The 25,422-nt window shown below is 43.4% G+C and carries 17 protein-coding genes and 1 riboswitch; of the genes, 12 read left to right on the forward strand and 5 right to left on the reverse strand.

The window, feature by feature from the left end; genetic code table 11:
* Nucleotides 1-107: 107 nt before the first annotated feature.
* The 4 genes from MKX60_RS04740 to MKX60_RS04755 all read left to right on the forward strand — a co-directional run bounded on the left by MKX60_RS04740 (nt 108) and on the right by MKX60_RS04755 (nt 8,079).
* On the forward strand, nt 108-680 hold the full coding sequence (locus tag MKX60_RS04740) for a hypothetical protein (protein ID WP_231573362.1): 573 nt from the start codon (nt 108-110) through the stop codon (nt 678-680).
* Between the two features lie 157 nt (nt 681-837).
* Nucleotides 838-924, forward strand: a riboswitch (cyclic di-GMP riboswitch).
* Nucleotides 925-1,078: 154 nt separating this feature from the next.
* Nucleotides 1,079-6,892, forward strand: a complete 5,814-nt coding sequence (locus tag MKX60_RS04745) for an NPCBM/NEW2 domain-containing protein (RefSeq protein WP_341059173.1) — start codon at nt 1,079-1,081, stop codon at nt 6,890-6,892.
* A 214-nt stretch (nt 6,893-7,106) separates the two neighbouring features.
* Nucleotides 7,107-7,388, forward strand: a complete 282-nt coding sequence (locus tag MKX60_RS04750; protein ID WP_341059175.1) for a LemA family protein — start codon at nt 7,107-7,109, stop codon at nt 7,386-7,388.
* 55 nt (nt 7,389-7,443) lie between these two features.
* Complete coding sequence (locus MKX60_RS04755; protein WP_341059177.1) at nt 7,444-8,079, forward strand: response regulator transcription factor; 636 nt, start codon at nt 7,444-7,446, stop codon at nt 8,077-8,079.
* 98 nt (nt 8,080-8,177) lie between these two features.
* Here MKX60_RS04755 and MKX60_RS04760 read toward each other — a convergent pair whose 3' ends face one another.
* Complete coding sequence (locus MKX60_RS04760) at nt 8,178-10,037, reverse strand: patatin-like phospholipase family protein (RefSeq protein WP_341059178.1); 1,860 nt, start codon at nt 10,035-10,037, stop codon at nt 8,178-8,180.
* Between the two features lie 203 nt (nt 10,038-10,240).
* Here MKX60_RS04760 and MKX60_RS04765 point away from each other — a divergent pair, with 203 nt between their 5' ends.
* Together MKX60_RS04765 and MKX60_RS04770 are read left to right on the forward strand one after the other, a co-directional pair.
* Nucleotides 10,241-15,319, forward strand: coding sequence for an AAA family ATPase (locus tag MKX60_RS04765; RefSeq protein WP_341059179.1), 5,079 nt, complete (start codon nt 10,241-10,243; stop codon nt 15,317-15,319).
* Nucleotides 15,316-15,969: a response regulator gene (locus tag MKX60_RS04770; RefSeq protein ID WP_042192856.1), complete on the forward strand. Its 654-nt coding sequence runs from the start codon at nt 15,316-15,318 to the stop codon at nt 15,967-15,969. The genes MKX60_RS04765 and MKX60_RS04770 overlap by 4 nt, the downstream gene beginning before the upstream one ends.
* Before the next feature lie 12 nt (nt 15,970-15,981).
* Here MKX60_RS04770 and MKX60_RS04775 read toward each other — a convergent pair whose 3' ends face one another.
* Together MKX60_RS04775 and MKX60_RS04780 are read right to left on the reverse strand one after the other, a co-directional pair.
* Nucleotides 15,982-16,392 carry a DUF2752 domain-containing protein gene (locus MKX60_RS04775; RefSeq protein ID WP_076284961.1) on the reverse strand — a complete coding sequence of 137 codons (411 nt, stop codon included), beginning with the start codon at nt 16,390-16,392 and terminating at the stop codon, nt 15,982-15,984.
* Nucleotides 16,373-16,711: a DUF4234 domain-containing protein gene (locus MKX60_RS04780; protein ID WP_052404459.1), complete on the reverse strand. Its 339-nt coding sequence runs from the start codon at nt 16,709-16,711 to the stop codon at nt 16,373-16,375. The genes MKX60_RS04775 and MKX60_RS04780 overlap by 20 nt, the downstream gene beginning before the upstream one ends.
* Before the next feature lie 219 nt (nt 16,712-16,930).
* Here MKX60_RS04780 and MKX60_RS04785 point away from each other — a divergent pair, with 219 nt between their 5' ends.
* Entirely contained in the window at nt 16,931-17,272 is a 342-nt protein-coding gene (locus MKX60_RS04785) for a zinc ribbon domain-containing protein YjdM (RefSeq protein WP_042131582.1), read from the forward strand.
* A gap of 73 nt (nt 17,273-17,345) precedes the next feature.
* On the opposite strand, the gene MKX60_RS04790 is transcribed toward MKX60_RS04785, so the two are convergent.
* Both MKX60_RS04790 and MKX60_RS04795 read right to left on the reverse strand, forming a co-directional pair.
* Nucleotides 17,346-19,001 (reverse strand): histidine kinase N-terminal 7TM domain-containing diguanylate cyclase, encoded by a 1,656-nt coding sequence (locus MKX60_RS04790; protein WP_149645573.1) that lies wholly within the window; start codon nt 18,999-19,001, stop codon nt 17,346-17,348.
* 48 nt (nt 19,002-19,049) lie between these two features.
* Nucleotides 19,050-20,771: a putative bifunctional diguanylate cyclase/phosphodiesterase gene (locus MKX60_RS04795; RefSeq protein ID WP_341059181.1), complete on the reverse strand. Its 1,722-nt coding sequence runs from the start codon at nt 20,769-20,771 to the stop codon at nt 19,050-19,052.
* Between the two features lie 228 nt (nt 20,772-20,999).
* Between MKX60_RS04795 and MKX60_RS04800 the strand changes: the two genes are divergently transcribed.
* The 5 genes from MKX60_RS04800 to MKX60_RS04820 all read left to right on the forward strand — a co-directional run bounded on the left by MKX60_RS04800 (nt 21,000) and on the right by MKX60_RS04820 (nt 25,401).
* Nucleotides 21,000-22,058, forward strand: coding sequence for an LLM class flavin-dependent oxidoreductase (locus MKX60_RS04800; protein WP_042192850.1), 1,059 nt, complete (start codon nt 21,000-21,002; stop codon nt 22,056-22,058).
* A 76-nt stretch (nt 22,059-22,134) separates the two neighbouring features.
* Complete coding sequence (locus MKX60_RS04805; RefSeq protein ID WP_256716184.1) at nt 22,135-22,590, forward strand: RidA family protein; 456 nt, start codon at nt 22,135-22,137, stop codon at nt 22,588-22,590.
* 153 nt (nt 22,591-22,743) lie between these two features.
* A complete protein-coding gene (locus tag MKX60_RS04810) occupies nt 22,744-23,778 on the forward strand; it encodes a C40 family peptidase (RefSeq protein WP_076298025.1) in 1,035 nt (344 codons plus the stop codon).
* Between the two features lie 70 nt (nt 23,779-23,848).
* Nucleotides 23,849-24,526, forward strand: a complete 678-nt coding sequence (locus tag MKX60_RS04815; RefSeq protein WP_341059182.1) for a YdeI/OmpD-associated family protein — start codon at nt 23,849-23,851, stop codon at nt 24,524-24,526.
* A gap of 179 nt (nt 24,527-24,705) precedes the next feature.
* The gene (locus tag MKX60_RS04820) at nt 24,706-25,401 is read left to right on the forward strand and encodes a response regulator transcription factor (RefSeq protein ID WP_042192843.1); all 696 of its coding nucleotides are present in this window, start codon (nt 24,706-24,708) and stop codon (nt 25,399-25,401) included.
* Nucleotides 25,402-25,422 lie beyond the last annotated feature (21 nt).

Consider the following 25,422-nt stretch of genomic DNA (forward strand, 5'->3'; position numbering starts at 1 on the left):
CTAATGAGTATAACTCCGTCTAGAGGATGAGATGAATTTCAGGTCAGAGTCTGAGTACAGCCAACCCCCGGGGTTGTATAATTAAGGTAATTGAGAAGGGGGACGGGATGGATATGAAATGGCATAAGTACATCACACACTGGGCGGATTCTAGAGGGTTAGGTGGACGAGAAATTGATTATCAATGGCCGTCTCCATCATTTCCGGTGGTAAGTATTCGCAGCAATTTGGGTCGATACTCAGGTCAGGGGTATGGTCACGGAAGCAAGCCACAAGTGAAGACAGCTGTTGGATTAATTGCTATTGGAGATGTAGCTGTAGGCTTGATTTCCATAGGTGCGATAAGCGTAGGGGTTCTATCCGTGGGTGCAATATCACTAGGAATGTGGTTAGCCCTTGGAGCGATAGCAATTAGCTGGCTTGGCTTCGCAGCTGGAGCGATTGCCATTGCAGGAGTGGCTGTAGGCGCGATCGCGATAGCCGAAAAAGCGTTGGGAGCTGTCGCCATAGGTGATACGGCATTTGGGGCGGTAGCCATAGGACGGATTGCTGGGGGAGCAGTAGCTATTGGCCAATGGGCATATGGTCTAATCGCAGTTGGCGAGCATGGCTTCGGGTTAATTCCCATCACGGGCGATGTGTGGAATTGGTTCCGGCGTTTGTTTGGTGCGGGGAGTTAAGTAGACCTCCAGTCCTAAAGGTTCCTCTCTCTTCCGGGATAGTCGATAAAGAATATCTATCACGATAGAAAAAGTAATTGCAATTACCTATTCGGATTTCATACCAATTAATCATGCGATCAGATGTAGCGTTATGTTACTCTTTGTAATGTATTCGAAACTTCATAGGCAAACCTATGGAAATGTAGGGACGCAAAGCTATAGGGACTAAGGTTATCATAACTATTGTCAGCCAGCTGCCAAAGAGTGTATTACGCTTTTTGTTAAAGTTTAATAAAAATTAAGTCTTAGTTTTTATGCGACTTTATACGCAATCAAGCTACTCTTTTGGGGTAGTTTTTTTTGTGCCTATTTTTAGGCACGGAAGAGATTCATATTACATCTGGGGGGTAGAAAAGATGAAAAAAATGATTGCGATCGCTACATCGGCAGCCATGTTAGCTAGTTTTTCGAGTGAGGCAGGTTATGTTTTAGCAAGTGATGTAAGCAAGGTAAGTGTAGTGAACACTGTAGTACAAAGCAAGGCTGACCTATTCAGCAATGCGTCAGTTATTCCGTTTGATCTGTACGGCAAGGCTATCCTAAGCGCTTATAATGATGTTTTTAGAATGAATCCTGCGAATATTAAATCCATTACCAATAACGGTGGCAACTACTCAGGTTCACCTATAGCTAAGGCTATGGATGGCGATATGAGTACGCATTGGGAAACGGGCAAACCGAACAGTTCAACGTTTACGAATGAGGTTGTCTTTGTTTTCAATGAGTCCACTGAATTAAATAGAATCGTATATGCTGCAAGACAATCCAGTGCAAAGGGGAAGGGGTTTGCTCAGGAATTTGATATTTATGGTTCAACTACGGATGCAGGCGATTATACGCTAGTATCCTCTGGAGAATATAAAGGCGGAGCAGGTGACGTAGTAGAGATTCAGTTTGCACCCACAGCCTTCAAGAGACTTAAATTTGTCTTCAAAAAAGCTAACCAAGATTGGGCGAGTGCGGCTGAGTTTTCTTTTTACAAAGAAGATACCGTATCCGCTAAAATGAAAAATTTATTTACAGATGATACCTTGAGTCAAGTTAGCGCAGCATTTAATACGGTGGGGAAATTAACGGCTTTAGAACAAGAAGTGCAGACACATCCACTGTACGCGCAGTTTCAAGCAGATATAGAGAATGCAAAAGTACTGCTGGAGAATCATCAAATAGAGGCAACAGCGGCTAAGGTTTCGAAGCTAAAAGGCTATGGTACAGCATATGAAAATGCCTATAGCGAAGCTTATAGAATGCCTAACTCTAATGTATCAAAAGTAACGGTGAACGGTGGGAGCTATCCAGGTACGAAACCGGAATACATGCTCGATGACCAGCCGAATACACACTGGGAAACGAACAAAAACAATGATGACAGCTTCACGAATGAAGTCGTGTTTGAATTAGCGCAAGCGAAAGTACTAGATAGATTGGCTTTTCTGGCTAGAGATAATCGTAAAGGCTTCCCAGAGGCTTTTGAAATTTATGCATCAGAAACAAGTAAGGGAGAAACCTTCCAGCTCGTATCTAGCGGAACCGCGACTAGTACGAATGATTTTCTGGAGTTTAAATTCGAACCTACGAAGTTTAAAAGATTGAAATTCAAGTTCACAAAAGCCAATATCAACAGACCCTTTGCAGCTGAATTTAGATTTTATACAGAGGATAAAGTAAGTGAAGCTGTAAATGGTATTTTCACAGATGGCACGATGAGTGCGGTTGTTCCTGCTTATAATAGCGTCGAAGCAATCAACGAATTAGAAGAAGCGGCAAAAGTACATCCGCTCTATCCAATCCTGAAAGATTCTTTGGATTTAGCTAAGAAGCTAGTGAATGGTGAAGTTCAAACCGAAGGCACCATCATTGAGGCGGAACAACGTGGAGATATGAAAAAGCATGCGCAGGAAAATCTGAGAATTGGTTTCGGTACGAACAACCAGCCTACAGGTCTCGTTGCAATGCCTGGAGATACAATCAACGTTTATGTGGACGCAGCTTCGAGCGATAAACTACCTTCTTTAGTCTTTTCTCAACAAGAGGCGGCTTGGAATGTTTGGGCTAGAGGTGTGCAATTGCGTCCAGGTAAGAACATTATAACCGTTCCTGAATTTGCTACGAATAGTTATTATGCACATGAAGTGACTAAAGGCGGTACAGTGTATATCGTCAATCCATATACAGCAGAGGAACAAGGTAAAGCACCTATGATCCGGTTCGAGGGGCTTACCAAGATCCCTATGATGACCAAGACTACAGATCCTGAACAATTTAAAGCCTTCTTAACCACCTATAAACAAAAATTAGATGAAGATAAGGCAGCGCATCCGAATGTTCAAGATCGCGAGCTCATCGATGTGGTGGAAATGGTCAGCGATCATGTTATTTTCACAGGAACTGCGACAGAAGCTTATAACAAGTTTATTACGCAAGAAAATGATCCGCTGGGTACCGTCACCGGCTATGATACTTGGATGAAGACGATCTTTGACTTCTATGGCTTGGATGGCAGTAGTGTGATTCATGATGCGAAGCTAATTCGTGAGAACATCCGATTGATGCAGCCTTATGGTGCGATGTATGCAGCGGGAGATCATACAGGGATACAAATTGGGACCGTAGGGACGATGTTAGGTGATTTTAACAAAGTCTATCCAGGCTGGGGATTGAATCATGAAATAGGGCATCGCTTGGCGATGGGTGAACGAGAATATGGTGAAGTAACCAATAATATGGTGTCTATGCTGATGTCAGTCTATGCGGACTCGATGGATACTCGTATTCCTTTTGAAAGTGATATTTATAAATATGTAATCGAAGAAAATAAAGTGGTTATGAATCAGCAGGGCTTATTTGCACAGCTCGGTGCCTATTGGCAGTTAGAATTGGCGCATCCGGGTTACTGGACAGAACTGACCAAGCTGTACCGCGAGCGGAAGGTCTCCCTTCCGAACGGCGACAATTCCAAGCAGCAGTATTTGGTGGAGTTCTCCTCTGAAGTGCTGGGGTTAGACTTAAGTAGCTATTTTGCCAGACATGGCTTCACTGTGAATCCTGAAACGAAAGAGAAGTTAGCTAAATACCCAGCACCGAAAAAGCTCTGGTATTTAAACAATTCAGTGGTTCATTATGAGGGAACAGGAATAGCAGATAAGAATGTTGCGATAAAGGTTAATATCACGCCTAACACTACTGCTAAATCGAACACCTTAAGCTTCAGTATGGATAAGGATCTTAAGAAAGATTTCTTAGGTTATGAGGTGTATAGAGACGATAAGTTAGTAGGGTTTACTGGGACTGACCAGTTCGTGGACACGAATGTAGATAGCAGCATCAATTATACGTACAAGATCGTTGGTTATGATAAGAAGCTGAGCCCACTGAAGCCGGTACAGGTTAAAGCCTTCAAGCCAGCGTTATCTGTTGAAGATCAAATCACGTTAAAGCTTAATCAAGCTTTTGATCCGATGAGCTATGTAAAAGCGACTAACTATCAAGGAAACGATATTACTGCTAATGTCACCCTGAAAGCAAATACCGTTAATGTAACGCAAAAAGGCGACTACGAAGTGGTATATGAAGTGAAGAACGAAGGGGTTACAGAAACCAAAACTACACTGGTTACGGTAACGAGTGACTATGCTTATCTTTCGGATCTTAATGCCAAGTCAGTCGTTGTTGGTTGGGGTGAATTAAAGAAAGACAAAGCCGTTTCTGGTGGAATCATCACCCTTGTTCGACAAGGGTTAGCTGCGACCTATACCAAGGGAATCGGTGTACATGCGAACTCTGAAGTTGTTTATGATATTGAGGGTAAAGGTTATGACTTCTTTGAAAGCTACATCGGGATCGATCAAGCGATGAAAGGAAAGCCATCCTCTGCAACCTTTGAAGTGTATGTAGATGGAGAGAAGAAATTCGCGAGCGATGTTTTCCGAGCAGGGACAGAGCATGAATTTGTGAAAATACCTGTGACAGGTGCGCGCGAAGTGAAGCTGGTTACCACAGATGCTACAGACGGCAATGCTTCAGATCATACGGTATGGGCGGATGCGAAGTTTACGAATACTTCAAGCAAGCCTACTATCACAGTGCCTGAAGAGACAACGTTTATTAAGCTGAACAGTGAATTTGATGTTTTGACTGATGTTACAGCCGTTGATAAGGAAGATGGTAACTTGATTGGAGCCGTTGAGGTAAGTCCGAATGGTTTCACTTCAAGCAAAACAGGCACTTACAACGTCGAACTGTTAGTTACAGACCGGGATGGGAATACAGCTGTGCAGACCAGAACAATCGTTGTGTATAGCGCTAGTAAATACTTGAGTGATACAGCTTGGCAGTCGGCAAGAACGGATTATAATGTTGTTCGTAAGGATAAGGCAAGTTCTAACAATCCGATTAAACTAATTGTAAATGGCGTAACCAAAGAGTTCACTAAGGGTTTAGGAACGCATGCTAACTCCGAGATCGTGTATAATCTGGCGGGTGCTAATTTCGAATATTTTGAAACATATGTAGGGGTTGACCGAAATATCCCAGAGCAAAATAATTCTAGTGTGATCTTCAAAATCTTCGCCGATGGGGTAGAAGTGTATAATAGCGGACTAATGAAATTTGGCACGGAAGCTAAATTAGCTCGGATCCCTGTGAAGGGTGTAAGTGAATTAAAGTTGGTATTAGATAATGCCGGCAACGGAAATGCTTCAGACCACGGTGATTTCGCTGATGCGAAGTTTATGATTCTAAACAGTACGCCGGAGCTTACCATAGCTAAATCTGTATCCACCAAAGTGGGGCAAGCCATAGCAGTAAGTGCGGACTATTCAGCAATGGATTCAGAAGATGGTGACTTGACGGCTCAAGTAAAGGTTACGGGTGAAGATCAAGTTAAATTGGGCAGAGCTGGAAAGTATCCGATTACTTATACAGTAACGGATAGTGATGGAAATACGACCACGAAGACTAGAACCATTGCCGTTGTAGACATGACGGACTTTACGTATCTGACGGATTACGACTGGAATTCTACTCAGAACAGCTATACGGCACCTTTGAAGGATAAATCTATTAGTGCCAATACGCTGAGATTAACAGATAAGAGCAATCAAGTAGTGTCCTACGAGAGAGGGATTGGAGCACACTCTAACTCGACGATTGTATACGATCTAAGCGATAAGAACGCGGACTACTTCACTTCCTATGTGGGTGTAGATCGACAAATGTATGGTACGGTCGGTTCGGTGAGCTTTGAAGTGTTTGTCGATGGAGAGAAGAAATTCGATAGTGGGGTTATGGGCTCCAGAGATCCGCAGAAGTTCATCGAATTGGATATTAACGGAGCTAAAGAGCTGAAATTAGTCGTTACAGACGGCGGAAATGGCAACGGATCTGACCATGCTACATGGGGAGGAACCAAACTACATTTTGCGAATGGAGATCACCTATTCACTGGAGATCTGGAGCAAGCCATTGCAGAGGCAAAAGCAATTTCTCTAGAAGGCTTCACGGCTGAGAGTATTGCGGCATTTACGGCAAGCCTTTCGAGTGCAGAAGCGGCTTTGACTAATCCTTCTGTCACACAAAGTGAAATAGATGCAGCCTCGGCAGCGTTACAACAAGCAACAGAAGGTCTGACCGAAATAGACCTTACGCAAGTCATTACCATTGCGGACAAATATTTAAGTGCTTCGATCAAGACTACGTTAGGCGTAACTGGAGAACTAACGCTAGGGGATATGTATAACCTTACAACGTTAACGAGCGAGACCGGAAGAGCTAGATCCTTGGAAGGTCTACAGTATGCTAAAAACCTAGAGACACTTGATATTACTGGAAATGAAATCACTGATTTCTCCCCACTACAAGGGTTAACTAAACTAACGAGCTTATTGGCTGACCCTCAAGTGGTAGAGGTGGGAGGATTAAAGGGACCTGTGGTTGAATGGACCAATCCGGTGAAAGGGCTCGATGGCAGTAAAGTTATCCCTAATTCAGCAGGGATCAGAAACACTGGAACATCTAAAGAAATCATGTTTGATATGAATGAATGGGCAGCTAATCCTGATGTGTTCACTATAGACCTATCGAACGAGGAGAAGGGAACTTACATGCTGGGGTTAACTTACCAAGTCGCAGGTAATCTCGTGCAATTAATTTCTTTTATTGATAACAATTAAATCCCATAGGCAGAAAAAAACAGGCGAATTGTGGTGTATTCAACCATGATTCGCCTGTTTTTATATTGGGCTACGTAATATGAGACTCGTATTATGTAAAAAACATCCATTTTGTAATATGACAGAAGTGATGACAACGCTCACTATAACCAGACAATTCTATTAATTATAATGAATCAGATGGTTCAACTCTTCCAGCCTACGAATGTTCAGCATGAGTAATCGTGTGAGAGAATCTTTTGCTAATGTTCAGGCAGACTATTATCCAGAGCTTAAGGTCAGCGATCCGTATATCAAATTGCAACAAAGGATTAATATTTTAGAGGAAAATCTATCTGCTAGTAGACGTATCTATAACGGAAATGTGACAAGCTATAATTCGATGATAAGTACTTTTCCTAATTTTTTATTTGCAGGGGCTATTGGATTTAAGTCGGAATTCCTGCTCAAGATGGAAGGGGCCAAACGGGCAGACGTTAATTGGACGGTATCCTAAGTGGACTTGATATAGAGAATTAAGATTGTCATGAGATTTAGAGGGAGGCTTTTCTATGAAAATCGTTATTGTGGATGATCATCCTTTAGTTAGAAGAGGGCTGGCATCTGTCATTTCAATGCAGCCAGGTGTGCAATTCGCTGGTGAAGCTACGAATGGTCAAGAAGCATTTGATGTGATTGAAGCGACAAAGCCAGATATTGTTCTCATTGATCTTAAGCTTGTTGATGAATCGGGCTTGGATGTCATTAAGACAGCACGTGCTCGCGGCATGGTTAGTAAGTTCATTCTGTTGACTTCCTCTGCGAGCAGAGAGGATTTTTTGAGGGCTGAAGAAGTACTAGTAGATGGATATGTCCTAAAAGAGGCACTGCCGGAGGAGTTACTTTTTGCTATCCAGTTGGTGCATAAAGGGAGAAAGTACTATGTTCCTGGTCTAATGGAAGAAAAGATGCGTATTAGCGGCAGCAGTCCGACGGATGAATTAACACCGAAAGAGAAGGAAGTACTGATTGAACTTGGACAAGGTGCTTGCAACAGAACGATTGCTACACGTCTATATATCAGTGAATTTACGGTGAAGAAGCATGTCAGCCAGATTTTAGCGAAGCTGCAGGTTAATGATCGGACACAGGCAGCATTGTACGCAAACGCGATAGGGCTAACGAAATATGAAATGTGTTATGAGTAAAAATATAACATTAGCATTAAATACGAGGAGGTGTCTCAGTAGCAGTTCATAGCTCTTGGGACACCTCCTGAATTTTTCTTTTTTTGTATGCAATGTATTTAGGAAGCGGCTATTTTTTGGCGGATTTGGGTAATCGCTTCTCTTGTTACCACTTCTCCGGCGGCTATGTAATCGTCCACATCCTTAAAGCTGATTTGATTGAAGCCAAGATCGGGACGCAAGATTACATCCGCTAATTGCAGCTCTTCCTTTATCAGCTTTGCGCTCATGATGTCAATCGTATTCATTAAGGAATCTATTAGATGTCTGGCTGCTCCCTTCGTGAAGGATTCAGGGCAAACGTTAACTGCTATCACAATATCAGCTCCCATGCTCCTTACTAGCGCAGCTGGCACAGGATGAACAATGGCTCCATCGGCTAAGTGCTTTCCTTGATAGTTAACAGGTCGCATGGCTACGGGAACGGCTGTACTTGCGGCAATGGCATGTGCAAGCGAACCCGTCCTCATGATATGAGCCTCACCGGTGGAGACGTCTGAGGCTATCGCGCCAAAGGGTATCGGCAGCTCCTCAATTAGACGCTTACCGACATGCTTTTCGATAAAGCTGATAATGGGCGCGTTATGAACAAGGGACCGCATAGGGAAGGTTGGACGCACCAGTTGTCCCCAACTGATCGTAGAAAGAACCTTCATACATTCTTTTACAGACATTCCGGCTGCATAGGCTCCTCCGACCATAGATCCAACACTTGTTCCTGCGATCATGTCTATGGGAATGCCCTCCTGCTCCAGAATGTTTAACACCCCAAGGTGAGCCATGCCTCTGGCTGCACCGCTTCCTAACGCCAGACCAATAACGGGGCGGTCTCCTACTTTACGGACTCGGCCGAAGCGGAGATGGTGACTGTAGATCATACGTCCTTCGCTCCGAATATAGGCTTCCCTCACGATATTTCTTAATTCCTCTACATTATTGTCGAGGTAAGGGAACAGGGACAGCATGCTCAGGGCATCTTGAGAGAGGATTTCTTGCGCATTGCCCGCTCCTTCTTTCTCTAGAAAGTATTGCGCAAGCAGCGGTATATCTTCAGTTCGCTCACGAAGAGGAGGCACAGGCAAGACCGCTAAGTGGGAAACAATCTTCAAGGGACAAGTGCTAGTCAGGATGATTCGAATCTGTGCAGCTGCCTCCAGCAGCTGTAGTAGCTTCTCAGAAGGACAGCATTCTGCTTCCTCGATGACAATGGTTCCTCCTTTTGCCGCAATAACCTTGGTCTCCCAATCAACGAGGCTCATGTCTGCTACATTTAACACCAGTAGCGGGTATTGTCCGTTCGTTGCTCGGTAATGAAGTGCTCTTGCTGCATTTACCTTCCCTGTACCGGATTCACCTATCACGACAACATGGACCCGCTCCGTCGACAGATGTTCAATCGACCTGAGAAGTGTGCGCATTTCGGCGCTTTCTCCGATCAGTTCACCATAACGCTCTTGTTCCTCGGATTCATGAAGCTTCATGATGATCTGACTTTTCGAGTGCTCTTCCAGTACACGTTCGTTGGAATTTTGGATTCTCTTGATCATGGATTGGATGATCTGGCTCCGGAACTCGCGATTTTTGTCCATCAACAGCAGCATGCCACTTCTGGATACGGATATTACATGAACGTTATCGATCGCTTCTACATGTGCACTGATGGGGTCTCCGGTAAGACAGGACATTTCCCCGAAGAACTGGCCTTTCGAGAGTATAGCCAATTCTACCTTTATTTCCGTACTAATAAATACTTGTACCTGACCGGATACCAAAATATAAACCCGCTGGCTGACCTCGCCCTTTTGCATGATAAGCTTGCCGGGTTCATAATGCTCTTCTTGCATTTCTGGAGCTAACTGCTGTAATTCTTCAACGGACAGGTGCTCAAGCATAGGGTAGTCTATGTAGGAAAGATGCAATTTGAATCCTCCTTATGTGGAGATGATTGAGTATTTTTTCCTATATTATCACAATGCAATTTTATAGATGTCATATGACAAAATAGATGACAAAGTTAATTACAACATAGGATTCTATGGCGAGATCAGATGATATAATGAGTATAATTGCTTTGCGAGATTGCTTATTCTGTCTACCTAATTGTAACTAGGGAGTGCTGTTCATGTTTGAGTTGCAAGGATACCAAACTTTAGATCTGATAGAGACTACCTCAGATATCAGGCTGTACAGACTCCTACGTCAAGAAGATGGCCTTAGGGTTATTGCCAAGACAACTACAGGCGAGTACCCCGGATCTACTATGGTTGATGCTTTTCGTCATGAGTATGACATGCTTAAGCGACTTAGCGGTCGTGGAGCAATCGAGGCATATAGCCTGGAAATCACACCGGATCGGCCAGTCCTTCTCCTAAAAGATATAGAGGGGAGTACGCTGGATCAGATACTGCGTACACCTGATTCACTGGAGCTTCCAGTGCTGCTTCGGATCGCCATCGCTGTTGCTGATTGTCTTATGCAAATTCATCGAGAAAAAATAACACTAAATGAACTGACCCCCGCTCATCTAATCGTCAATCCAATTACTTTTGAAGTGAAATTTATTGATATACGAATGTGCTCCGCTGAAAATGATACCAGTCCATTGTCACCCTTAAGCGGGCGGCCGGATACCTTGCTTCCTTATATATCGCCAGAGCAAACGGGTCGAACTGGGTTGAACCCGGACTATCGTTCTGACTTTTATTCGCTTGGAGTCATTATGTATGAATGTCTCTCAGGCAGTCGCCCCTTTGAGCTTCATGATGTTGTTGATATTGTATATCGTCATCTTGCAGATACACCTGAGCCTTTACATCGCAGGTTTCCCACTATCCCTCTATCTGTCTCTGACATTGTTGCTAAATGCATGGAGAAAATGCCTGATGCGAGATATGCCAGCGCCTTTGGAATCAAGTCGGATCTTGAGGAATGTCTAACCCACCTACAACAATACGGGTACATCGAGCCCTTCCTGTTAGGAAGCTGGGATATTCCGGAACGCTGGATGGTATCGGAACGATTCTACGGAAGACATTTTGAGAAACTAAGCTTACGAGAAGCACTGAAACGAGCATCACAAGGTGCTGTAAAGACGGTCTGGCTTAGTGGTGAGAGTGGTATCGGCAAAACAACCTTTCTAAAAGAAACGCTTAGAAATTCGATTTCTTTGGATGGTTTTTTCGCCAGAGGCAAATTCGAGTCTCTACATACCTCACTCCCTTATGGCATCTGGCATCAAGTTATAGAAGAATTGGTCAGTCAACTGCTGATGAAAACGAAGCTGCAGGTGGAGGTTTGGAAGCTGCGTATTTTACAGGCAGTGGACAGTTACGGGCAATTATTGATCGAACTTGTCCCTAAGCTTGAGCTCTTGATTGGTCCCCAACCTTCCGTGCCTCCGTTGCCGCCGCTGGAAGCTCAGCATCGATTTCAATTAATTATGAGTCGATTTATTCAACTCTTTCCTCATGAAGATCATCCTTTGATCTTGATATTGGATAATCTGCAATGGGCGGATGAAACATCGCTGCAATATCTCACTTCACTTATAGAGGACACGGCCACGAGTCATCTGCTAATCGTTCTTTCCTATCGTGATCGGGAAATCACGAGGCTGCACCCACTCAGTAGGCTGGAAAAGCATTTGATAGACCGTAACGTAGTGATGAGTAGAATATCTCTACAAGCGCTTGAACTCACCGATTTAAAACAACTGCTACTGGATGTTATGCGTTACGAGGCTGCTGACTTGGAGGAGTTAGCGCAGGTACTTCTGCATAAGACAGATGGGAATCCACTATTTATTAAGCAATTCCTTCAGGATTTGATTGATGATCAGCGAGTGGAATTTGACGAGGATCTTCGAAGCTGGAAATGGGACCTCCAGCGCATTACTGAATTGAATGTTCCTGATAATGCAGCAGCCTATCTTTCAAGTAAATTACAGCAATTTCCTGATCAGACGGTGTATGCACTTAGTAGAGCTGCATTACTGGGCAGCATATTTGATCTGGGTACGCTTGCCGAAATTACGGAGATTCCGGTAGAGACATTGACCGAAGCGTTGGAAGTCGCTGTAAATGGACGCGTGCTACAACCTGTTAACGGGGAGGAATATACGCATTTTAAATTCCAGCACAACCGCATTCATCGGGCGGCTTATGCTCTTGTTCCCGAAGAGGTGCGCCCAGAGCTACATTGGAGGATTGGCATGCTATTGCTAGGCCGCAGCTCTCTTAGTGAAGGAACGATTCTATTTGAAGCGGTCCATCATTTCAACCAGGCGCTTACATGGATAGATCGCCCCGAACAGAGGCTTCAACTGGTAGAGCTGAACTTACAGGCAGGGATAAAAGCGAAGCAAACGACTGCACATGAGACAGCCTTACAATATATGCTTCAGGCAACAGCAATACTAGAGGAGCAGAGCTGGGAGGAGCGTTATGGGCTAACCTTCCGGGTATTTCGTGAGAGGGCCGAGCTCGAATACTTATGTTCACATTTTGATAAGGCTAATGAATTATTTCATCTGTTAATCGATAAAGCTGCGACAAATACGGATAAGGCTTACATCTACGCGATGAAGGTTCAATTGGAAGCAAGTAATGATAATCATGAAGAGGTTATCTCCTTAGGTCGGCATACATTATCGCTATTGAAAGTGAGCCATCAATTTGATCCTAGCTATGTTCAATTGACGCTTCAATGGTTAAGATTGCGGCGCAGACTACAGAAGGTTTCACTCGAATCGCTTAATCTTTTACCGCCGATGACCGACGAGGCTCGTAGAGTCGCAATGACCACTTTAGATCATACGAGCAATGCCTGCTTCTATGTCAACCGAGATGGGTGGCTCGCTTCTTCCTTCACCATGATTGAATTGACGCTCGATTATGGGATGACTCCGGAGGCTTCCATTGGATTCATAGGCTATGCAATGTTTCAATACTATTACTTCCGTAATGATGAAGAAACATTTAAATGGGCCATGCTGGCGTGCAGCTTATCGGAACCCTATCCGAAAGTGCATATGACAACCTTAGCTGCGTTCGCAATGTGCTACGATAGCTGGCGGCATTATGATCCAACTATGCTCCGTATGTTTACCGAGAAAGCAGGTAAAGTGGGACTGGAATCAGGTGACTTATGGAAGGGCAACCAGAGTGTGCTAATCAACTGTGCCTCCCTTTTGCAATTTGGCCATCCGTTAGGCGATATCTATGATCGGTTAATTGCTCATTCCGGTGATTTGCTGCGCCATAACAACAGTCTTCACTGTAAGCAGGCTATCATAGCTGCAGCTACTCTAGTTCGATTGACAGGTTATCGCTCACTAGATGATCCATTTAACATCGCAGAGATTAGCGAACCTGATTTTGCACAGTCGGTTCATGGAGATACCTTTGATTTTATACAAGAAATGGTCTGGATACACCGATATTTGACAGGTTATGTATTTGGGGAGTACCGCGAAGCCAGTGAGGCATTAGCGAAATCAGCTGCCATTATAAAATCACGTGAAGATGGCTTAGACAGTCCTATGCAGACCGTGTATGAATGTTTAGTCTGGGCTCAGTTGTATGAGGAATATAACGCTGAAGAGCAACGTGTATACCGGGTGAAAATGCACAGTCGGCTGAAGAAAATGAAAAAGTTTGCTAAGCGTTGCCCGGAAAATTATGAGCATAAATATTTGTTGATGAAGGCTGAGCTGACTCGCCTATCGCGGGATCCACGACAAGCTGAAGCCTTGTATGAGCAGTCTATTGAGGCTGCTCGTATCAACGGCCATATTCACGATTTAGCGATGGCGGCGGAATGCTACGGCAAATATGGACTTCGTCATGGCAAATTACATCTAGCAAGAATCTATATGACTGAGGCCTACGAGGCTTATCTAGAATGGGGCGCAAAGGCTAAAGCGGCTGACCTTGAGCAGCAGCATAGTCATTTGCTGCATATTAAACGGGAGCCCGGGCTCGATCGAGTCGACTCCCTTTCTGTAGTTATGTCTGCTCAAGCTTTATCAGGCGAGATGGAGATGAGTCGATTATTGGCTACGCTGATGCGGATCATGCTCCACAATGCTGGGGCCGAATATGGGGCAGTTATTTTTGATCATGATGGCAAATGGATGGTTGAAGCTTATGGTACCTCAGAAGCTCAGCATATCGAATCTGTTCCTCTCGGGGAAGAGTCAGATCTTGTTCCGGCAGCGATTATAGCCTATGCAGCAAGAACACAGGAGCAGGTTGTATTACATGATGCGCTCAGTGAGGGGATATTTACGCGTAACGTTTACGTTAGGAAGAATAGACTGAAATCGGTTCTTTGTCTTCCTATCATGAATCAGAATAAATTGGTTTGCTTGCTCTATTTGGAGAATAACCTATCCCCGGGTGTATTTACGCCAAGTAGACTCGATGTGCTCAAGCTGCTTGGTTCACAATGCGCAATCTCAATCGCTAACGCCAAGCTGTATTCGGGAATCCAATATCTTAAAAAAAATCTAGAGGACCAAGTTGTAGAAAGAACTCGTAGTCTGGAGCGTTCGATGCGAGAAACATCTGCGGCTTTAGCCGAAGCTACCGTCTTTGAGGAACGCAATCGTATTGCCCAAGAGATTCATGATATTGTTGGGCATACACTTACATCGACGATTCTGCAGATTGAAGCTGGCAAGCGGCTGCTTCAGAAAAAAGATATAGATAGTGGTTTTCAGCGATTGGTTGAGGCACAGGATCTTGTTCGGCATAGCTTGAATGAAATTCGCGGCTCAGTCCATATGCTGAAGGAGGATAAGTATTCGGACCTCACGGTCATGTTGAAGCAACTGATACGCGATACTGAACGTAATGCGGGCGTTGTCGTCCATGCCATTATTTATGATCTGCCGGAGGCCATGTCAACAGCCTATAAAAAGGCCATCTATCATGCTTTGCAGGAGGGCCTAACGAACGGAATCAGACACGGTAAGAGTACGGAGTTTCATTTTAGTCTGGAGTCTGTCGGAGCAAATTTACAGTTTAGGCTCAAAGATCGTGGGTCAGGAGATAGTCATATAGTGATGGGTTTTGGACTTAGGACGATGAAAGAACGGGTGGAGCAACTGGGAGGTAGCTTATCCATTGATTCAGAAATGAATGAGGGATGTCTACTGGAAATCGATCTGCCAATGCGAAGGGTTGGGAATAGAAAATGAGTAAGATAAAGATTGTAATTGCCGATGATCAATTGTTGACGCGTGAAGGACTTCGTACCATTCTGGATCTGGAGGATGATATGGAGGTGGTCGGCGCTGCCAAGAACGGGGAAGAGGCCTGCGAGATGGTGGAAGCATTCCAACCCGATCTGGTACTGCTTGATGTCCAAATGCCGATCATGAATGGGATCAGTGCACTAAAACGGATCAAGCAGATTCGTCCGGATATATTCATTCTGATTTTAACCACTTTTATAGAGACCGATTATATTGTTGAGGGTATGGCATTTGGAGCAAGCGGCTATATGCTGAAGGATATGGATGCTGATAAAATGATTTCTTCGATCCGTGATACGATATCCGGGCAATTTATTCTGCCAGCTCCGGTAGCAGCCAAATTGGCGACCAGGATGAATAGATTGACGGAGGAGTACGAACATTGGCAAAGATCCAATGTAGATCGTATGAGTCTGACAGAACGGGAAGAGGAGCTGGCGCAGCTCATTATCCGGGGACTTAACAATCGCGAAATTGCCGATACACTGCATATTGCGGAGGGGACAGCCCGTAACTATATTAGTAATCTTTATAGCAAATTAGAGGTGGTTGACCGGGCTCAAGCGATTGTGCGACTTCAAGCTATTATGTAACCATAGTTGATGCTAACGAATTACTGTAGGGGCCAAGTAATCAAACATTGGAAAATTTCTCAGTACCCCAAATGTAACGGTTAGGATCAACATCACAGCCATAATTCCATGGCTAAGTGGTTGGATACGTTTCTTTTCAGTAATTAAGTACAACATATACAGAGGCGCTAGAATAAATAGCAACGGGTTAAATCTAAACGCCTGAACGAAGTCGAACTTTAACAAGGATAGAATAACTCTTGTGACTCCACATCCCGGACAATAAAATCCAGTCCATTCATGAAATAGACAAGGTATACCTAGATTGGTTAAAGGCATCCATACAGTGAAATACAGTAAGCCAAGGAGACTTAAGGACACACTCCAAAATAGTTTAGGGTGTGTCCTTCTATGAATCGTAAAATTATACCAATTTGTTAACATCAGATTGCACCAAAGCGTATGTGACAATACCAAAACTAAAGATTGTGAGGATCACGTACAGAGCTGAATTATCGGATACGAGATAGCCGCGTTGTCTTTGAGCTTCTGCAACATGTTTACCGATCTGGTAGGCCCAAACCAGGCTCCATATCCCGCAAGTAATCAATGTTAGAAGAAAATGCTTTCCTCCTGTGAATGTGTAGTCTCCACTTAGCTTTCCTACGTCATTCGTTAGAACAATAAACCAAAATATTCCGTATATTCCACATGTAATTAATGACAGTATAATGGAAAATGCGACACTCCTTTGACTAATCATTGTTCACTCTCCTATGTATTTATATGAAAATTTTACATTATTATCATAGACAATTGTGAAAATATATACAAGATAATATTTAGTAGTTTGTTTTTTTAAGAAACGTGGAACAAGCTTACTATCTGGATATAGTGGATTCCTTCATGAATATGAAATATACTTTTAAAGATTAGCCGCAAGACAGCTAGAATTTGAACTACGATTGGAGAAAATGAAACAATGTCTAATTTACCGAACTGCCCGAAATGTAATTCTGAGTACACTTATGAAGATGGAAGTCTACTAGTCTGCCCGGAATGTGCACACGAGTGGACATTAGAATCAGAGTCTGAGAATAGTGAAGATCAAAAGGTTATCAAAGATGCCAATGGCAATGTATTAAACGACGGCGACTCAGTAACTGTAATCAAAGACCTTAAGGTAAAAGGAAGCTCATCTGTTCTGAAGATAGGTACCAAAGTCAAAAACATCCGTTTAGTGGACGGAGATCATGATATTGATTGCAAAATTGATGGGTTTGGGGCTATGAAATTAAAATCCGAATTTGTTAAAAAGATATAAAAGAAAGAATCAGCTTACCTTCGATAGAAGTAGGGCTGATTCTTTCTTTTTTTAGGTAATATTTAAAGGCGTGTCATCTTATGATTTCAACAATTTGGTTTCGTCCTGCATTTTTGGCTTGATATAAAGCTTTGTCCACAGATTCGAATAAATCATTTAGTTGATTGGTCGGGCTTTCTGCATACTGCTCTGCAAAATTATTAATGGACAGTAGTCCCATGCTTACAGTGATGGATACAGAATGAGCAACCTCATCCACATGTACTTTATTGGCCTCTATCATGAATTTGATATGCTCTGCCCAGAGGTTTGCTTGTGTGTGGTTCGTATTTGGTAAATAGACGATAAACTCTTCCCCGCCATAGCGTGCCAGAATATCCGTCTCCCTTAGCGATTGCTTAATGACCTCTACCGTGCTGCAAATTACAACATCGCCCACTAAATGGCCGTAATTGTCATTCACCGTTTTGAAAAAGTCGATATCCAGTAGAATGATGGCAAAAGGCTGCTTCAATATCATATTTTCTATAATCTCTTGTTCTAAGTACTGCGTTAAGTAATGACGGTTATAACAACCTGTTAAGCTGTCGGTTATGGCCATCTGCTTGAGTTTTTGGTTGGTCTGAGAAAGCTCATTCTGGATTTCAATTAATGCCAGATTACGCTCTTGCAGGATCTCGTTCTGCTGATTAGTCTCAGCAATGAGGCGATGCAGCTCGCTTCTATCCTGAAAGGTGAGAATCCGTCCAACCATGATCTCGCCTACGACAATGGGTTCCGCTGTAATATTGATGTACGCTTGGAGCGAGGTGTAGAATACTTCAACTTCGCTTCTCTCCATGGGCTGTTTAAGATATGTATGTTGAAACAATCGGAAAGCGCTGGCAGTCTGCTCCAGGGGGGTTAGCGCCGATAAGTCGAAGCGATCACCGATCTGTAGGTTGATTTTTGGCAAAAGCGATCGATTGATCTCTACCACAGTCTCGTTATCATCCAGTACAAGAATACCTAGTGTGAGTGTGTCAATGATATCCTGATGAGCGATGGTTACGAGATCAAATATTTTATCACGATGGATGGCAATGACGAAAAAGATGGCAGAGATTAGTATCCCCAGAGAGGTCATCCCCGGAATCACCGGCTGAGATTTAAACAGTACCACATTAAGAAAGACATCCAGTAATACAAATACAGTCAGCACCAGCACACCTTTGAGTACATGAGTAACCTGTTTTTTGATCCGCTGTGTGGCGTTCGATATAAGCGCTGAATAGATGATATACAGAGAAATAATAATAGTGCAGATCAAGAAGAGAATAAACAGCCAAAAAAGCGGACCATAAGATCTTTCAACATATCCACCATGCATTGGCAGTACAAAGCTTTGCTTTGGATTGACGATCACTCCAATTAAGATCAATGCTGCGACAATGTATAGGATCAGCGTTTTCTTTTTTCGGAGGAGATATGATTTTCCAGTGAGAAATATCGTAAAAAGAAGCCATCCAATCGTTAACAGTATCGAGTCAATAAAAGCGAGCTTCACATAAAACAATTGAACATCGGGATCCGCTGTAGTTTTGAGAGCAAATTGACAGAAGGGCCATAACATCATCGTGAAATGGAAAGTCAAGTAAACCTTATGTAAGTTAGTGATGGTTACAGTAACAAATATGTAGATGAATAGAACGAAAAGAACGAAGAATAATGATAAGTCAATCCATGTCATGACATTCAATTCGGTAACACCTTCTTATATAAAAAAATAGGTTCATCTTTATTCATTTAAGCTCGAAACCTTCTCCCACTCGGTTAGCAGCTCTTTTACGCTCTGTGCGGACTGTGGCTTACTGAACAAGTAACCTTGAATTTTATCGCAGCCTTGCTCCTGTAGGTAATCGAGTTGTACAGTTCGCTCCACACCTTCTGCAATAACACACATATTCATGCGTTTACCAATCATAATAATTTGTTCGACAAGAACGGCTTGATGTGTCCCTGTTCGAATGGAATCAATGAAGGACTTGTCTATTTTTAAAGTCGAGATCGGCATATGAGTAAGATAGCTTAAGGAGGAATAACCGGTACCAAAGTCATCCAAGGCAATTTTGATGTTGTGAGCTCTGAGTTCAGTCAGTTTACTGCTCACATATTCGTAAGATTCAACCAGAACACTCTCTGTAATCTCTAGCTCTAAGTATTCAGGATCTAGTCCGGAGGCTTGCAAGGTGTCTAGAACTAACTCATTGAAGTCGCTTTGCAGTAGCTGCAGCATTGAAATATTAACAGACATCGTCAGATGTGATAATCCTTGCTCATGAAGACTTTTTAAAAAGGCACAGGCTGTTCTGAGCACCCACGCCCCGAGAGGAATAATGAGGTGGGAATCTTCTGCTATTTTGATAAACTTATCCGGAGGGACCATGCCTAGTATGGGGTTGTTCCAGCGCATAAGAGCCTCTAGTCCCGTCACTCTGTTCTGAGTCAGATCAATCTGGGGTTGATAGAATACCTCTAGCTCATTTTTTTCTAAAGCATTATACAACTGCTTCTCAATGTTCATTCGCTCAGTAAAGGTATCATTGAGCGGTTGATCAAAGACGATAATTTGACCCTTGCCAGCGTCTTTGGCTTTATACATAGCGATGTCTGCGCATTTAAGGAGTTCCATAATATTACTTCCATGTTCGGGGTGAACGCTGATTCCGATACTTAGGCTAACATGTAGCAGACTGTCATCCATCTCAATCGCATCTTTAAAACCGGCAATAATGTGAGAGGCTATACTAGTTATACACTGACTGTTCTCAATAGAATATAAAAGAACGATGAACTCATCCCCGGCGAAACGATACACTTCCCCACTACTCCCAACCAGGGACACCAATCTCTCACTAACCTTAACAATTAGCCGGTCACCAAATTCATGGCCCATCGTATCATTTACATATTTGAAGTAATCAATGTCGATGAACATTAAGGCTGCAATGTTATTCAGTTCCAAAATGTGAGGCCCATTCTCATAAAAAGCTAATTTGTTGGGCAAGCCGGTTAATAGATCATGATACGCCAGGTAATGCATCCTTTCTTCATTCATGGCTAGCTTCTCTTGATTCTCAATGAGCTGATCATATTGCTGTCTGAGTTCTTCTTCCGTAGCTGTGATTTCCTCATAGGCGGCCTCTAGATTTTCGTGGGCGCTCACCCTATCCCTATAGGCAAGATCCAGTTTCTTCTCGATCCTTTTAATCCGTTTCAGAGTACCTAGAATTAATGCAAAGATAAGCAAAGCTGTTATGAGGATAAAGAACCAGCCTTTAATTATATTAATAAGTCTTATCCACTCCGGATCTCGCGTAAAAGTGGAAACGGCCTTATCTGTTAAAGGGATCCATAAGCACCCAACAATAAAATATATTACGGCGATTTTTAAGGAACCCCGAACAGGATTGAAGGTTTGTTTGGATATGGAATTTTTGTGTTTATTTCTTTGAAGCATATGTCCCTCCTATATCAAGCATGAGATGCATGAGAGCTACTTGTTTTAGATCATTTCAACATATTTCATCAAAATCCTCTATTTGTCAGTGATGTTCTGCAAATTTTAAAAATGAGTTTTTGGACAAGTTGGAGCTAGGCATTAATGCCTAGCTATGCTTGAACGTAACTTGTGTTATAATCAAACAAACAACTCGAAGAGAAAATTATAGTTAAGGGGGAATCGTAAGTGGAAATAGGTATCAGTACGTTCGTAGAAACAACACCGGATGTTCAATCGGGGGAGTTAATAAGTCATGCACAGCGATTGCGCGAGGTAGTAGAGGAGATTGTTCTTGCAGATAAGGTGGGCTTAGATATATTCGGTGTGGGTGAGCATCATCGAAAAGATTATGCCGCATCTTCTCCAGCAGTTTTGCTGGCTGCGGCTGCCTCACAGACGACACGAATTCGGCTGACCAGTGCGGTAACCGTACTGTCCTCTGCTGATCCAGTACGTGTATTTCAGGATTTTGCAACACTTGACGGAATCTCAAATGGACGGGCAGAAATCATGGCAGGCCGGGGTTCTTTTATCGAATCTTTCCCGCTCTTTGGATACGACTTAAATGACTACGATGAGTTATTCGATGAGAAGCTGGACCTGTTGTTAAAAATAACGGCATCCGAAAAAGTAACCTGGAGTGGAAATCACCGACCAGCCATTAATAATCTGGGGATTTATCCGCGCCCCGTTCAGAATCCTTTGCCTGTATGGATTGGCAGTGGAGGTAATACAGAATCTGTGATTCGTGCTGGCCTGCTCGGGCTGCCACTTGTGCTCGCGATTATCGGAGGAAGTCCGTTGCAATTTGCTCCACTGGTGAAGCTCTATAAGAAAGCGGCGGCCCAAGCAGGACATGATGTGTCGAAGCTTCCGGTTGCCTCACACTCGCACGGCTTTATTGCAGAGGATAATCAGCTTGCGGCCGATATGTTCTTCCCCTCTACACAGGCTAGCATGAATGTGATTGGTCGTGAGCGTGGCTGGGGTCATTATAGTCGGGCGAGCTTTGATGCGGCACGTAGATTTGAAGGTGCCTTGTATGTAGGAGATCCAGACACTGTTGCTGAGAAGATTATTCACCTACGCAAACACGTAGGAATTACACGCTTTATGCTGCATGTACCGCTAGGTACGATGCCTCATAAGGATGTAATGAGAGCTATTGAGCTATTGGGTACTGAAGTAGCGCCAATTGTTAGAGCTGAAATATCGAGATGGGAAGCAGAGGTCGAAGCAAAATAGGATTGACCCTTTCTGGATTAATCAGTATAATCTTACCAATTTATTGAGGTTGTACTGATTGGAGGAGGGGACTGAAGTGGCGGATCGAATCATAGCGGATAGACTTGAGGAATTAGGTATTGTCCTACCTAGTGCTAGTGAACCGGCGGCAAAATATGCTAACTACGTTATTGTTAATGGATTATGTTTTGTATCGGGAAAAGGACCTGCCGGGCATCCCAAAGGCAAGCTGGGACAAGACTTCACCACCGAAGAAGGCTATCATTTTTCACGTCAGACTGGTATAGAGATCCTTGCCGTCCTTGAGTCTGCTTTAGGCTCCTTGGATAAAGTGAAGAGAGTGGTCAAAATTCAAGGATTTGTGAATGCAGATCCCTTATTCGAAGAACATCATAAAGTGCTCAATGGCTGTTCGGATTTAATGCTGGAGGTATTCGGGGACAAGGGCAGTCATGCTCGTTCGGTATTGGGCGCTGTTTCTGTAAGGGATAATCTTCCGATCATTATCGATTCTATTTTTGAAGTGGATTAAAAAGAGGGCTGTGGCACCGAAGGGTGACCGCAGTCCTCTTTTTTATATGGTTTGACCTGTAGCTAGACAGCAACCCCAATAATTGTAACAAAACTAATTACCCTTTTTTTAGTAATAACAATTGAACATATTAATCAACGAGGTGACGACATCATGAGGATTCATAAGAAAGCCACACTACTTGTACTACTTACATCTATACTCTATACAGCTCCAGCCCATGCGGCGGTGATGCCTCAGAATCAGGTTACAGGCGTTTTTCTGGATGATCGGCAGCTTGTATTAGAGGTTCAGCCCTTGCTCATAAACGGTACAACGCTTATTCCCATGCGCAAGCTGTTTGAAGAACAGGGAGCAAAGATTTCATGGAACAACGATACCAAAACAGTGAAGGCCACTAAGGGAACGCTGGTGCTGACTTATCAAATAGGAGATTTAACCGCGAACAAAAATGGACAAGCCTTAAGCTTAACCGTTCCGGGTCAGGTTGTCGGTGGTAATACGATGATGCCGCTGCGTTTTGTCAGCGAGGCTCTAGGCAGCACCGTGAAGTGGGAGGCTAACACTCGGACCGTCCGCATCTATTCAGCGCTGAATTACGATACAACGATTCGTTATGGGGTTAACCTGCGCAGTTCGCCGAATTCATCGGATCAATCAGGTGTCCAGCAAATGTTGTCCGTGGGCGATAAAGTCCATATCGTTAGAGAAGTGGATGCTTTGTGGTTAGAAGTGCGAACGCAAGACAACAAGACGGGGTACATATCTGCTAAACCGAAATATAGCGATTATACTAGTGAGTCGCTCGCTGAGAAGCAGGGAAGCGCGTTGCTTGCTTACGGAGAAAAGTATCTGGGAACCCCTTATGAATTCGGTGCTGCAACGAACCAGACGTCTACCTTTGACTGTTCTTCTTTCGTAGGGCATTTATTTGAAAACGTGTTGTCGGTGGATCTGCCACGCGCCTCTTATAATCAAGCCAAAGAAGGGAAGGAAGTTGGGATCAACGAACTGCGTAAAGGAGATCTACTGTTCTTTAGTGCACGTGGTCTCGACATTGGTCATGTTGCTATGTATGCGGGAAATAATCAGATATTGCATACGTATTCTAAGGAGCAAGGCGTCCATTATGAAGCCCTGAGTGAGAAGTGGAAGAAGCGTTTTGTGACGGCCCGTAGAATGTTTTAGATTGGGTAGCGATTAGGCTATAATGATCACGATGAAGAAGCATCCGAATACATTTGGGGGATGAAGCATAGTGACTAAAACCATCGTAGAAAAGCTGAACTTACAAAAATACAACCAAGTAGCGATATTGAGTAAACCAGAAGGCTCCGATTATTTAGCGGAATTGACGGATTATGATACTTCGCTAAATGGGGCGTATGATCTTGTATTTGCCTTTGTACTAGACATGGCGTCGTTACAGGAACTAGTGAACCGTGTGATTGAGCAACAGCATCTTCATAAGAATGGCTATCTCTTTGTGGCGTATCCTAAAAAGGGAAACAAAGTGTATCCGACCTATATTCATCGTGACGACTTACTAGAGGGTCTGGGCAGTGATGAGAAGGGCTACATCGGGACAAGCAATATTAAATTTGCACGCATGGTAGGTTTGGATGATGTCTTTACAGTTGTGGGGTTGAAAGAGGACGCTAAGGGGAACGGTCAGCTTTTCAATACCCCAAGTCAATCTGTAGATGACTATATTTCTTTCATTCCAAATGTGGAAGAAGATCTGAAAGATACACCGGAGCTTCTAGCCATCTATCAATCGCTTACCCCGGGATACCGCAAAGACTGGGCTCGATATGTCTATAGTGCCAAACAAGAGGCAACAAGAGCTAAGCGTAAAGAGGAAATGAAGAAGATTCTACAGGCTGGTTATAAGAGTCGTGAGCTGTATCGGCAAGCCAGTAGTACTGAACTCTAACTAGACCTTTCTTCATCAAAAAGATTATTTGCAGACATAAAGACGGTAAATAATATTACAACATTACTATTTATTCATCATAGATTTCATCAAAACCACTTCATCCTAGGAGTGGTTTTTAAGTTTGGGGTATAATGGATGTAGATCATATAGCACAAACCTACAGGGGTGAAATATAGATGAAGCGCATTACGATTTTAATTGCGGATGATGAGGCGGAGATTGCTGATCTGGTGGCTTTGCATTTGCAAAAAGAAGGGTATCATATCATTAAAGTATCCGATGGGCGGGCAGCGGTACAAGCTATTGAGTCACAAACGATAGATTTGGCGATTCTGGATATTATGATGCCAGGGCTGGATGGCTATGAGGTAACCCGTCACATTCGGGAGCAGCATCATCTGCCGATTATTTTTTTAAGTGCGAAGACTTCTGATCTGGATAAGATCACGGGACTTGTCATGGGCGCAGATGATTATATGACCAAACCGTTCAATCCAATGGAATTAGTCGCCCGCGTTAATTCTCAGCTACGGCGCTCTATACAATTCAGTCAGCCCGCAGCCGTTCTTAAGTCGGTTCTCGAAGTTGGTGGGTTGACGATTTCACCAGATGAACATACCGTCACTCTTTACGGCGAGGTAATAGACCTAACTCCGAAAGAGTTTGATATTCTTCATTTATTGGCGAGCCATCCTAAGCAGGTGTTTAGCGCGGAGAGTATCTTCCAGCAGGTATGGGGAGAAGCTTATTATGAGAGTGGCAACACGGTCATGGTGCATATCCGTACCTTGCGCAAAAAGCTTGGTGAAGACATCAATAAGAACAAATTTATTAAGACAATCTGGGGTGTAGGATATACCTTTACTGGGTAAGGCCGCTGAGCCCTTATATAT

Source organism: Paenibacillus sp. FSL R5-0914, from assembly GCF_038004525.1.
Lineage (GTDB): Bacteria > Bacillota > Bacilli > Paenibacillales > Paenibacillaceae > Paenibacillus_AQ.